The organism is Flavobacterium sp. UGB4466, from assembly GCF_903469665.1.
Lineage (GTDB): Bacteria > Bacteroidota > Bacteroidia > Flavobacteriales > Flavobacteriaceae > Flavobacterium > Flavobacterium lipolyticum.
In genome coordinates, this window is sequence record NZ_CAGKLC010000027.1 from 1 (window position 1) to 13276 (window position 13276).

Below are 13276 nucleotides of genomic sequence, written 5' to 3' on the forward strand. Positions count from 1 at the left end.
CCTCCATTCATAACTTTGACCATTATCACTTTGCATTATTGGCAGGTAAGTCAATGTTTAAAATCTAATTTGAATGATAGTAACAAGATAAAACACTCTCAATTTTAGAGTGAAAATTTATCGGGGAGGCTTTTCTGTACCTTAAATTTTTCACGCATTTTTTTATAGAGGTCAAAAGACTTCTCTTTTCTGAAAAAAGGGAAGTGGATTTCTATTGCCTTTTTGAAAATTTACAGCTTACTTTTTTAGACTAATTTTTACAGAATAATCTGTATGTAATACATTGATATCTCATGAACTTCAGTTCAGACCCAATAAATACCCTTGAAAATCTTATTGCTAAAAACAAAACCAAAAGCTTTTCAATCTATTTCATTATTCTTTTGGCGGTTATTGTTTTTTTAATGCTTTTGCCGGTCATTAAAGTTGACATTAGCAGTCAGAGTCGTGGTATTGTTCGCAGTAGAACGGATAATGTACCTGTTGCAACGATGGTTAGTGGAAGGGTGAATTGGATCAATTTAAAGAATAACGCAGTTGTACAAAAAGGAGATACTCTTTTAAAAATTGCCAAGGAAAATCTGGAGAGTGATAAAAGAACTCAGGATACTTTATCAAAATCTGTTTCAGCACTGCTCAGAGATGTTTCAGACCTTTTGCAGAATAAAACAAATCATTTATTGACGACTGCCGCGCGCGAGGATCTATTGAAATTTCAGTCTGGGAAGAATGAACTGCAAAGTAAAATCTCGCAGGCACAAATCAATTATGACCGCAATAAAATTTTATATGATAAAGAAATTATTGCCAAGGCCGATTTTGAAAAACTTGAGTATGAATTACGTTTGTCCAAACAAGCCTTGCAAAGTTTCGTAAGCCAGCAAAAATTAACCTGGGAAAATCAAAAGAGAGATTTAGAAGATCGTTTAAAGAACCTCAATGGTGCTGTCGCTAAGATAAATGCAGAATCAAATAATTATGTTGTTTTGGCTCCAGTTTCCGGAACAATCGAAAACTATTCAGGCATTCAAAAAGGCTCTTTTATAAATGCTTCCCAATCTATTGCAGCCATTTCATCGGCAGATCATCTTATTGTCGAATGCAATGTTTCTCCCAATGATATTGGTCTTATTAAGAGAAATCAGAAAGTCAAATTTCAGTTAGATGCCTTCAACTACAACCAATGGGGGTTGCTGGAAGGAAAAGTGATTGATGTTGATCGTAATATCACGCTGCAAAACGATCTGGCTTTTTTTAAGGTGCGATGCGCCTTAAATTCAAGAACCTTACAACTTAAGTCTGGTTACGAGGCCAACATTTCTAAAGGAATGACCTTAACAGCAAGATATATAATTACCCGAAGAAGTTTGTTTGATTTGTTGTTTGACAAAATAGACAATTGGTTAAACCCAAAACAAATAACAAATAGCAAATAAAATGAGTTCAATAAAAATAAAACAACATGATGTTAAAGATTGTGGTGCTGCTTGTCTGTCTTCTATTGGAAGTCATTTCAACGTTAATCTGCCTATAGCGAGAATACGCCAATTTGCTAATACCGATAAACGAGGCACCAATGTTTTAGGTATCATTGAAGGTGCTGAGAAAATGGGCTTTACGGCCAAAGGCGTCAAAGGCGGTTTCGATGCCTTAGATAAAATTCCGCTTCCGGCAATTGCACATATTGTCATAAAAGAACAGTTACAGCATTATGTGGTAATTTATAAGGTAGAAAAATCTAAAATCACGGTCATGGATCCGGGTTTAGGCAAAATGGAGTACTATACCTTCGAAGAATTTCAGAAAACCTGGTCGGGAGTATTGATTCTTTTTGCACCAAATGATGATTTTAAAACAGTAAACGAGAAAACGGCGCCTCTAAAAAGATTCTGGGATTTAATTCAACCTCATAAAACGATCTTACTTCAGGCTCTGGTTGGAGCCATTTTGTTCACCGTTTTGGGACTGGCGATGTCTGTTTACATCCAAAAAATAACGGACTACGTTTTGGTAGATGGCAATAGAAAATTGCTTAATTTATTGAGCCTTTCTATGATAGCAATAATTTTACTACAAGCTTATATTGGCTCCAAAAAGAGCGTTTTTGTGATGAAAACGGGACAATTAATCGACGCAAAATTAATTCTGGGGTACTATAAACATTTACTGCATTTGCCACAGCGTTTTTTTGATACCATGCAGATAGGGGAAATTACTTCAAGAATAAGTGATGCGGTAAAAATTCGCTCGTTTATAAACGAAGTAGCCATTGAAATGATTGTCAACCTCTTTATTGTTGTTTTTTCATTTGTATTAATGTTTACGTATTATTGGAAACTGGCGTTGGTAATTGTTTTGGTGATTCCGTTCTATGCCGTGATCTATTTTGTTTTAAATAAATTCAACAAAAAAGTGGAACGAACTATCATGGAGAATGCTGCCGAACTGCAAACACAATTGGTCGAAAGTATTACCCATGTCAGGACTGTAAAGGAATTTGGAATCGAAGATTTCTCTAATCTAAAAACGGAAAACAAATTCGTGAAGCTATTATTTACGACCTACAAATCCGGTTTAAATGGAATCTTTGCAGGAACTTCTACCCAATTTTTAGCTTCGGCTTTTACTATAGTTTTAATGTGGATCGGATCGGGTTATGTAATTGACAGGGCTATTACTCCGGGAGAACTTTTCTCTTTTTATGCGCTGATTGGTTATTTCACTTCGCCGGTTGCCTCTTTAATCAATATGAATAAAACAGCACAGAATGCCTTAATTGCAGCAGACCGACTCTTTGAAATTATGGACCTGGAAAGAGAGGAAACAGAAAATAAAATAGAATTGCAGAAGGAGCATTTAGGAGATATCAGGTTTGAAAATGTCTCTTTCAGATATGGATCCCGTCTGGAAGTTTTTAAAAACTTTAATGCGGTTTTCAAAAAGAATCAAACAACAGCCATAGTAGGAGAAAGCGGCAGTGGAAAAACAACTTTAATCTCATTGCTGCAAAATTTGTATCCTATCAAAGAAGGTAAGATTTATATCGGAGAATATGATTCACAGTTTGTTCATTACCAGAGTTTGCGAAAAGTGATAGGAGTTATTCCGCAACAGCTGAATTTATTTTCCGGAAACATTATCGAGAATATTGCTTTAGGGGATTCGTTTCCGAATATTCAAAGAATTTTAGACTTGTCGAAACAACTGGGAATAACTCAATTCGTTGAGAAATTGCCTAACGGATTCGAAACGCAAATTGGAGAAAATGGAGCTATGTTGTCGGGTGGTCAAAAACAAAGAATTGCCATTGCCAGAGCTCTTTACAAAAATCCTGAGATTTTGTTGATGGATGAAGCCACAGCATCATTAGATACGGCCTCTGAAAAAATGGTAAAAGAGGTGATTGATAATTTTAAAACTCAGGGAAAAACAATCATTGTTATTGCTCATCGCTTAAGTACAATTGCCAACGCAGATACCATATTGGTTATGAAAAACGGAGCGATCGTCGAATCCGGAAATCATTTTGAATTGTTAAATCAGGAATCGGAATATTATAATCTTTGGAGTAAACAAAATTTGGTTTAGATGGGCTTTTAATTAGAACGATTGATTTTGTGCCATAAAAATTTCTTGTACGTGTTATTGTCCTAGCCCTGATAGAAGCGGTATCCTTTTTCTTGCTTCTTTAGCAAGGAAAAGATATAGGCGGATGGTTACTAAGTGCTTCTTAATGTTTTCTCTAAGTTGTTTTGATGCAGTTATTTCTTCAATTTTTTAATATCGGCTTCAATTTCTTTCAGGCTTTGTTCGATTTCTAGTGATTTTCTACTTTCTTTAAATTTTTCAAATTCCTGGGTAGATTTATCCAGAGCCATTTGATGACTAATTTTACCGGCGTGCGACAACAACTCTCTTCCGTTGAGTTGTAAAATACTGTCGAGACGTTCTGCCCAATCTTTCATGTACATGGGGGTTTGCTGTTGAGCCATGGTCTCAGCAAAAGCTAAATATTGCTCTACTAATAAGCCTAGAAGTTTTATTTCATCTTCAGTAAGGTAATTTTTGGCGATGCTAACATCTGTTTTCTGAACTGTTTGATCATTTTTTTTATCAAAAGACTGCATTCCTAATAATGGTAAAGAAGCGTCTACTCTTCGGTAGACTAATTCAGCTGCAGTATTTTGAGAAATTGCCCACAGCAATTTATTTTGCACCATTTTGAAAAATGAAATTGTTTTTTCGTCTTTGGCATCATAATCAATACTTGTGGTATAAATGTCTTTTATTTTTTGGTAGAAGAATTTTTCAGATATTCGAATCTCACGAATGCGTTGTTGCAATTCGTTAAAGTAATTCATGGTATTACCTGATTTAAATCGGTCGTCATTCAATGCGAAACCTTTTACAATGTATTCTTTTAGTCTTTGGGTTGCCCAAATACGAAATTGCGTTCCCTGAAGCGATTTTACTCTGTAACCTACTGAAATTATGACATCAAGATTGTAATGTTTAACATTGTTTTCTTGTGTTTTTCCCTCAATGGCTCCATGTAAAGAGGTTAGTCGGAAATCCCGACATACCACTTTTTCGTCTAGTTCGCCTTCTTTAAAAACATTAATAATGTGCTCCGTAATAGTAGATCTTCCTTTGCCAAAAAGCAACGCAATTTGTGCCTGAGTTAACCAAACTGTTTCTTCTTCAAGTCGTACATCGATTTTAATAGTACCTTCCTGATTTTGATACATAAGTATTTCTCCCGTGTTCATATTTATACTATTCTTTCATAAAATTCGTTCCTATATTCTTTACTTCCGGACTGTTGATGCGCTACTGCAAAAAAATAATCTGGTTGCTAAAGTATTGAATAAAAAGTTAAGATTAGTAGATAAAATGGTAAAGCATGTCAATAGATGTCTATTTTATGAATGAATTTCGCATTAGTTTTGTTGAGTAAATTCTTGCAAAAAAGTATTCTCTAGCCCTGATAGAAGCGGTATCCTTTTTTCTTGCTCCTTTAGCAAGGAAAAGATACTAGCGGATAGCAGGAAATAGCTCCAGAAAAAGAAATTCCCAAATTCAAAAATTCTTCGACTTTGCTCAGGATTACAATAATAAACACCAGAAAACGTTATTTCTAAACTTCGTCATGCTCCAAGGCCATAAAACCTCAGCTTAAAACCTCCCAAAACCCCAACAAAAACTGTATACTGTATACGAAAACGTGTAATAATTACACACTTGAAAATGACGCGAAACCGCTAATTCATTAGAAATCAGTAAAAGAATAATTATGGCATAACGCTTGCAAAATGGCATTAGTATACAATTCTCTCCATTAATCAAAATGTAGTATTGGAGGGAAAGAATTAAATAAGAGCCATTAGAAAGCAATCAAAAGTAATGTCATATGAAAAGTGAAACCTTAACATCAGAACAGTTTTATACTTCAAATCCAGATCTTAATAACCAACAAGCCTTAAACAGTTCCATTTTTCGTATTAGTAACGCCAATGCAACTTCAAATAAAGTAAGCGAACGAACCAAAAGTAAGACGGGGTTGTTTGTATTGGTAAGTACATTTATCCTTATGTTTATTGGAGCTTATACTGCTTATCAGCTGCAATCTGACTTTGATCAGTTTCAGTTGGAGCGAATAAATTCAAGCTGGGGATTCCCTTTCCTGATACTGGCAGGGGCATTGTTTGTGTTTCAGGCCGGAGTTTTTCTGTACAATTTATACTTGTATTTTACTTATAAACCAATTGAGTCTGTTTCGGATGAAATGTTACCAACTTGTACTGTGATTGTTCCTGCCTATAACGAAGGGAAATTGGTTTGGGATACTTTAATGAGTTTGGCAGAGAGTGATTTCCCGGAGCAAAAGATGCAAATATTAGCGGTTGATGACGGAAGTAAAGACGATACCTGGTACTGGATGCAGCAGGCAAAAATAAAATTGGGAGATCGTTTGACGATTTTTCAACAACCTGAAAATAGAGGAAAACGTCATGCTTTACACCGTGGATTCGAATTGGGGACAGGAGAGATCTTCGTTACGGTAGACAGCGATTCAATCGTAAAAAAAGATACTTTAAGAAACTTAGTGAGTCCGTTTGTAGTAGATGAAAAATGTGGTGCAGTAGCTGGAAATGTTCATGTACTGAACAACAAAAAAGCAATTTTACCTAAAATGCTGAATGTAAGTTTTGTGATGAGTTTTGAGTTTATGCGTTCTGCCGAAAGTCAGTTAGGGTCTGTGCTTTGTACTCCGGGTGCAGCAGCAGCTTACAGAAAAACCTCGGTTTTTGCTTGTCTGGACGAATGGATCAATCAAACTTTTATGGGACAGCCCTCAGATATTGGTGAAGATCGTGCCATGACCAATATGATTTTGAGACAAGGGCAGCATGTGTTGTTTCAGAGAAATGCTTATGTATTGACCAACGTGCCGGAAGAATATACGGGATTGTACAAAATGTTTATCAGATGGAGCAGAAGTAATGTGCGTGAGAACATCGCAATGGCAAAGTACGTTTTTACCGATTTCAGAAGTGAATCTAAATTCGGAGCACGTCTTTTATTTGTGAGTCAATCGATGAAAATGATTATGGCGTATCCGTTTATGTTTTTTATGTTCTTTTTCATCGCGGTACATCCGATATTATTTTTAAGTTCTACACTTCTAGCGATTTTAATCGTATCGAGTTTTCCGGTATTGTTTTACACCAAAAGATATAATTTTGCTGATTCACTTTGGGCTTATTCGTACAGTGTTTTTTATACCTTCAGTTTGTTTTGGATTACACCGTATGCTATTGTTACAGCCAATAAAAAAGGCTGGCTGACCCGCGGATTGGCATAGAAAAAAAATATTGTAATTAAAAAAATAGAAATTGATTTGTTTTTTTAGGACTCCTTCTCATCTGAGTGGGAGTTTTTTATTTTTAGAAGAATTAGGAATTGAGATAAAAAATGAATGCGTAAATCTTTGTGTTGTTTTTAACCGCAAAGAACGCAAAGGTTTACGCAAAGATCGCCGGAATTAATAACGTATATAATGATGGTGAAAATCTACTGATCAGTAGGGTGGGAGAATAGGGAAACAAATCTGAATGATTCTTGTGTTGCTTTTAACCGCAAAGAACGCAAAGGTTTACGCAAAGATCGCCAGAATTAATAACGTATATAATGATGGTGAAAATCTATTGATCAGTAGGATGGGAGAATAGGGAAACAAATCTGAATGATTCTTGTGTTGCTTTTAACCGCTAAGAGCGCAAAGGTTTACGCAAAGATCGCCGGAATTAATAACGTATATAATGATGGTGAAAATCTACTGATCAGTAGGATGGGAGGATAGAGAAGCAATCTGAAAAACAGATCATGTTTCAATAAAAAAACCTCTAAAGTTTTAAGTTTAGAGGTTTCAAATATTTTAAAAGTGTAAACGATTATTGCTGCTCTGCAATTGTTGCTTTATTAAGCTTTATAACTCTGATTTTCTTGTTGGTATTATCAGATAAATACAAACGATCGTTCAATTGTGCTACACCAACAATACTTCCAAATGGATTTTGTCCCATAATATCAAGAGCATTTATTCTTGGAGTATAGATTCGATCCTTGAATTCTCCTTTTGGATACAGTCGTAAGTAGTTATTACTCCCTATATTTTCGGATGTAATAGTCCAGTCTTTAGAAAAACTTATGGCAATAGGCTCTGCGGCGGCAAAAACTGCTGTTACGGGTTTTATGGGTTCAGTTAAAGAGGCAGCAGCATTAGTTTTAATAGACTCAATGTTGTAATACAAATAACTTTTAGCATCTCTTCCGGCTACTACTAAATTGCCTGCATCTATATCCATAGCATACACCTCATCCCAACCATTTAAAGTGTTTAATTTAGCAATGGGCTTTAGATTCCAATCACTGCTATCGGTAATTTGGGTAGTTTGAAAAACTTTGATTGAAGTTTGTTTTTCTTTTACGAAGATCAAACCATCTTTAACCACAACACCAAAAACGTGCACAAAAGTATTCCACCACTGACCGTTTCCAACGGTATTGATTCCGGCATTTGTAATCTCATCCAGTACAAAAAGTCTGGAATCGACACTCCCGACATAAAGACGGCCGCTATCTACACAAACTGAAGTAAGTTTGGTAAACGGAATCGTAGTCGCTCCTTTTGTATAAGCCGAGATCGTTTTGATGTAAGCCATAGAAACAGCATCAAAAACTTCTAGTACGTCACCATTACAAACGTATAGTTTATTGTTGGCAACCGTAATTCCTTTAGGATCTAAAGTTCCTGTTCCTGCTCCAATTTGAGCCGCTGTGATGGAAGCTTCTTCCGTTGGAAAGTAATAATCGTATTTTGTTGGTTCACTGCCGTTTGAAGAATCATCGCTACAAGCTGTAAAAAGACAGAGTAGGAGGAATAAAAAAGGTATTTTGTTCATGATAGTTTTGTAGGTTATTTCCATTTTCCTTCTCCTTTATATTTTACTAAAAATGGGTTTTTAGGATCAATTTTGAAAACAGGTTTTTTATAAGATTTACTTAGATAGCTCGTTTTTGTATATCCTTTTAATATATCAGGATCTGTAAAAGGAAGGTCATTGAGATAAATTAAATACTTATAAAGATCAGTAAGCATTTCCTGCTGACCTCCACCTTCACCACTGTTGGCTAAATTACTGCTATGGCTGTAGCCCGAATGATGAGAGTATTCATGTGACCAAACCGACATTTCACCTTGCCAATGGCCAGTCACATAACCGGATTCCCATTGTGAAGACAAAGCTCCTCCTCCCCAGGCAGAACCACCTCCTACCATGGCCATATTCATAGTTCGGCTGTCGATATAAGTATTATAGGCTTGTTCGATTTGGGCTTTGGTCAGATAATCGTAAACACCATCTTTGTCATCAGCATTTCCGTGCCAGTTTAAAGCACCATTTACAGTATTTGTTCCTGCCGCTGCTGCTTGTTCTTTTTTATAACGGTCAAAATTCATAAAAGTGTCATAATACAAAGGATGACTTATAGCGTAGGAGTAGTTAATAATCATAGCGATCGCTTCTTTAGCCAAAACAGGATTCATGGGTAAAAATTTGTTAGGATCATCAGCAGGATTATTAAGGTGATATTGGGTGCTGAATTGTACGAGTCGATTTGACTTGATTCTTTTGAACATAGCAAATAAAGGATCGGTTGATTCTATCGAAAATTCGATTGTTCCCGAAGAGAAACCATCAATTTTATCAATGGTAACAGCCTTGCCATTTTCAAGCTGATAGTCATGAGTTCCGTTTACTAATGGAATTTGATGCGCAGAACGGTGAAAAGCAGGGATAGTTGTAAATTCAAAAAGCAAAAAACGCTTGTCATAGTTCGGTAATTTTGCATACACTTTTACATCTTTAAGTCCAACTGGAGAATAAAGAGAAACTTGTACAGAATCTTTCCCTTTTTGAATGACTTGCATAAGCTGATTCATGCGAAAAAAACGGTCTTTGTTGTCATACATTTTTGAAGAACTTTCACTGTCTTCAAACATGGTCATTGGTCGATTTTCTTTGGGTAAAGTTGTCGCATCAATGGCAGGTAAATAATTTGCTTTGTAGCTGTCACCTTTTGAATCATCATCGCTGCATCCGAATAATATGCCTGCGAAAAAGACAAATGGTAAAAAATAAGAAATGGGTTTTCTCATAGGGTTAGTAGGTTAAATTTGGGGTTATATAAAAAAATAATGTTGTTTAAATAAATTTTTAAGCGTTGTTTTTGAGGCAATTTCGGGCAAAATTAAAAAACTTGTTTGTATTTCATTTGCAGTTTGTAGCTACTGATATCGTTTGTGTAATAATTGGTTGTTTGATTCGTAATCTGCTGCTATCTCAGGATAACATGATCTAAAAAGGGGCTAATATACTCAATAAAAAAGTAATTTGGCTGAAAGAAATTTGGGTTCTACAGTTTAAAAATTGTGCTTTTTTAGAATTTTTGTTTAAAACGAAGATAGGAATGAATTTATCTAAAGACTTTTAAATTGGTGTAAAAGTCTTTAAGTTTTGTGCAGAAAAATGAAGCGCTTGTGATTACTGTCTCGTGCCTTCTACGTCCAAATTCGAATAAATTGACTAGTGCAAAGATGTTTTTGTAGCGAGTTGTTTCCAAAGTTGGTAAAGGGTTGTATGCCAATAGAAACTATTTTTAAAGGTGATAATAAAGCAGGATTCTAAATTGTTTTCTTTTTTTACAAAAAAAACAATAATAAAAGAATGTTCATTCATTTATTGTATTATATTTGTGCTAAAATAATCAGTATGAGAGCAAGAGATGTCGACAAAGAAAAATTAGTAATCGAAATGGCAATTGATCAGATTGTTCAGGAAGGATTTCAGGGTTTTAGTATGAACAAGCTGGCGAAGGCCTGTTCTATTTCTGTTGGCACGCTTTACATCTATTACAAAGACAAAGATGATTTGATTCAAAAAATAGGTGCCATTATCGCGCTGAAGTTTTTTACCAGCACCGTGAAGAACTTTTCGCCTGAAATGTCATTTGAGGAAGGTTTATGGAAACAGTGGGAAAACCGCGCCAACTTTACCATGAAGTATCCCAAGGAAGTTGCATTTTTTGAAATTGTCAAACATTCCCCTCATTCAGAGATCATTCTGGATTCTATTCAGGAGTTTGCAGATTTTAGAAGGATTATGAAAACGTTTATAGACAACGGCTTACGCAATAACGAGCTGATTCCTATGACATTTGAGGCTTTTTGGAGTGTTGCCTATGGGCCTTTGTACACTTTATTGAACTTACATACTGAAGGTAAAAGTATGGGAGGAAAACCCTTTACACTTACTAAGGAAATTATGAAAGAAGCCTTTCAGGCCACTGTAAAAGGACTAAAACCATGAAAAATTATGGAAACAAATTTAAGTACAATACATATTTTTAAAACAAACATTGGCGACAAAGACCCCAATTGTCCCATCCGTCAAAAACTTGACACTCATACAGACATTCAGCAATGGAGCATTGACTGCGAAGATGTTGATTGCGTTCTCAGAGTTGTTTCAGAAACATTACATCCTGAAACTATTATTGATATGGTCACATCCTTTGGCCATGAATGTCAAGAGTTAGACTAAACTAATACATTTTTTAAAGAATGAAAAAAAACACTACAGAAAGCCCGGCTTTCTCGACACACCAAAAAATCATTATTGCGATATTAGCACTTTTGCAGTTCACCGTGATACTCGATTTTATGGTTATTTCTCCCTTAGGAGATATTTTAATGAAAACCCTGAACATGACACCGGCAAATTTTGGTTTTACCGTTTCTGCCTACGCCTTTAGTGCAGGAGCTTCAGGATTACTCGCTGCAGGTTTTGCAGATAAGTTTGACCGAAAGAAACTTTTAATTTTCTTTTATATCGGATTTATTATAGGCACCGTTTTCTGCGCACTTTCAACCAGTTATGTAATGCTGCTTTTGGCAAGGATTGTAACCGGACTTTTCGGAGGGGTAATAGGATCTGTTTCCCTGGCGATCGTAACGGATTTGTTCGTGATTCACCAACGCGGACGTGTGATGGGATTTATTCAAATGGCATTTGCTTCCAGTCAGATTTTAGGAATTCCGGTAGGCTTGTATTTTGCCAATCACTGGGGATGGCATTCGGCTTTTATTATGATTGCAGTTCTGGCGGTATTGATTCTTATTGCTATTATCACTCAGATGAAACCGATCACCAAACATTTAGAAGTGCAGTCAGACAAAAGTCCTTTTTTACATTTGTGGCATACCCTGAGCAACAAACAATATCAGGTTGGTTTTATGTCTATCGCTTTTCTCTCGGTTGGAGGTTTTATGTTACAGCCCTTTGGAAGTGCCTTTTTAGTCAACAATATTCACATCAGTCAGCTCGAATTGCCAATGGTCTTTTTCTTTACCGGACTTTCGGTACTTTTCATTATGCCTTTGGTGGGTAAGTTGAGTGATAAAGTAAGTAAGTTTAAACTGTTTGCGGCCGGATCTATACTTTCGGTTATTATGATTATCATTTACACCAATCTTGGTCCGGTACCTCTTTGGGAAATCGTAGTGTTTACGATGATTATGTTTATGGGGATTATGAGTCGAATGATCCCTGCCACAACATTAAATACAGCTATTCCGGGATTGGAAGATCGTGGTGCTTATATGTCGATTTCGTCTTCTTTGCAGCAGATTGCAGGTGGAATTGCCGCGGTTTGTGCCGGGTTTATTGTTCATCAGAAAACAAAAACATCACCTCTCGAAAACTATGATATTTTGGGATATGTAATTGCGGTAATTACACTTTCGACAATATTTTTGATTTGGAGAGTCAATAAATTGGTGGAATCAAAAGATACTGCTGCTCCTAATCCGGTTCCGGAAATGGCAGAAGTTTAATTTTTTAGATTTCAAATGAAAAGAAAGCTTGTCTGTTAACGACAAGCTTTTTTGTGTATAACCATTTTAGATTGAATTACAATCGAAAAGCAGTTTCTACCTGATCAATGAAAATTCTGAATCTTAATTCAACGCTGATCTAACGGATTCGCTATCGCGAAGACACTGATCAAAACGGATTTTAAAATTAAAAATCTTTCAAATAAGGAAGAATCCGTTTTCATTCGCGTTTTCACGAAGTACACCCGTTTTATCCGTGTCGAATAAAAGGAAGTATTTGAAACAATACTATCTGTTCTTTGTTGCACTGCTAAACCGGAAGTGGATGATTAAGTTTTAATTTTTCTCTTCCAATACAGATACACCGAAAAAGCGTTTATAACAGCCAGTGCCCATAAAATGGGACTGGTGAAAAAGCTCTCATAACTTCTTCCTTCGGGAATTTCAACAAAAGGAACGGTTATCAAAACGTCCAAAAACAATGCTGTTCCCGACATTACTATTCCAAGCGTAAGACCATTGGTGTTGTATTTTTTCTGATAATAGAATTTTGCGCCAATGATGGCATAAAAAATAATAAATACCATAACGATTGCGGCTTGTATTAGAAAATAATCTTTGAGAAGGGAAGTATTACCTAAAAGATAAAAAGAAAAACTAACGCACAACCAAACTATAAATCCTGAAAATATTCCTCTGCTATATTTCATAATCTTATATCAATTTTACTTATATTTTAGTCCAATGTTTTCCGATATAATGCCGATGTAATATGAAAATAGTACAATGCAATTGGACTATATTGAATATACAATCGGT

The 13276-nt window shown here is 35.7% G+C and carries 10 protein-coding genes; 6 read left to right on the forward strand and 4 right to left on the reverse strand.

Going from position 1 to position 13276, the window contains the following annotated elements; genetic code table 11:
* Nucleotides 1-293: 293 nt before the first annotated feature.
* Nucleotides 294-1436 carry an HlyD family secretion protein gene (locus tag JO950_RS09360; RefSeq protein ID WP_202702395.1) on the forward strand — a complete coding sequence of 381 codons (1143 nt, stop codon included), beginning with the start codon at nucleotides 294-296 and terminating at the stop codon, nucleotides 1434-1436.
* 1 nt (nucleotide 1437) lies between these two features.
* On the forward strand, nucleotides 1438-3588 hold the full coding sequence (locus tag JO950_RS09365) for a peptidase domain-containing ABC transporter (protein WP_202702396.1): 2151 nt from the start codon (nucleotides 1438-1440) through the stop codon (nucleotides 3586-3588).
* Nucleotides 3589-3761: 173 nt separating this feature from the next.
* Here the strand turns inward: JO950_RS09365 and JO950_RS09370 are convergent, their stop codons facing one another.
* Nucleotides 3762-4769, reverse strand: coding sequence for a virulence RhuM family protein (locus tag JO950_RS09370; RefSeq protein WP_202702397.1), 1008 nt, complete (start codon nucleotides 4767-4769; stop codon nucleotides 3762-3764).
* A gap of 641 nt (nucleotides 4770-5410) precedes the next feature.
* Between JO950_RS09370 and JO950_RS09375 the strand changes: the two genes are divergently transcribed.
* A complete protein-coding gene (locus JO950_RS09375) occupies nucleotides 5411-6865 on the forward strand; it encodes a glycosyltransferase family 2 protein (protein WP_202702398.1) in 1455 nt (484 codons plus the stop codon).
* Between the two features lie 589 nt (nucleotides 6866-7454).
* Here JO950_RS09375 and JO950_RS09380 read toward each other — a convergent pair.
* Nucleotides 7455-8489, reverse strand: coding sequence for a hypothetical protein (locus JO950_RS09380; RefSeq protein WP_202702399.1), 1035 nt, complete (start codon nucleotides 8487-8489; stop codon nucleotides 7455-7457).
* Nucleotides 8480-9721 (reverse strand): hypothetical protein, encoded by a 1242-nt coding sequence (locus JO950_RS09385; RefSeq protein WP_202702400.1) that lies wholly within the window; start codon nucleotides 9719-9721, stop codon nucleotides 8480-8482. Before JO950_RS09385 ends, JO950_RS09380 begins: the two co-directional genes overlap by 10 nt.
* 613 nt (nucleotides 9722-10334) lie before the next feature.
* Here JO950_RS09385 and JO950_RS09390 point away from each other — a divergent pair.
* The 3 genes from JO950_RS09390 to JO950_RS09400 are packed head-to-tail and all read left to right on the forward strand — an operon-like array spanning nucleotide 10335 to nucleotide 12457.
* Nucleotides 10335-10931, forward strand: a complete 597-nt coding sequence (locus tag JO950_RS09390) for a TetR/AcrR family transcriptional regulator (RefSeq protein WP_202702401.1) — start codon at nucleotides 10335-10337, stop codon at nucleotides 10929-10931.
* A 6-nt stretch (nucleotides 10932-10937) separates the two neighbouring features.
* Nucleotides 10938-11165 carry a hypothetical protein gene (locus JO950_RS09395; RefSeq protein ID WP_202702402.1) on the forward strand — a complete coding sequence of 76 codons (228 nt, stop codon included), beginning with the start codon at nucleotides 10938-10940 and terminating at the stop codon, nucleotides 11163-11165.
* 20 nt (nucleotides 11166-11185) lie between these two features.
* Nucleotides 11186-12457 (forward strand): MFS transporter, encoded by a 1272-nt coding sequence (locus tag JO950_RS09400; RefSeq protein ID WP_202702403.1) that lies wholly within the window; start codon nucleotides 11186-11188, stop codon nucleotides 12455-12457.
* A 329-nt stretch (nucleotides 12458-12786) separates the two neighbouring features.
* Here the strand turns inward: JO950_RS09400 and JO950_RS09405 are convergent, their stop codons facing one another.
* Nucleotides 12787-13167: a DUF5367 family protein gene (locus tag JO950_RS09405; protein WP_202702404.1), complete on the reverse strand. Its 381-nt coding sequence runs from the start codon at nucleotides 13165-13167 to the stop codon at nucleotides 12787-12789.
* Between the last annotated feature and the right edge of the window lie 109 nt (nucleotides 13168-13276).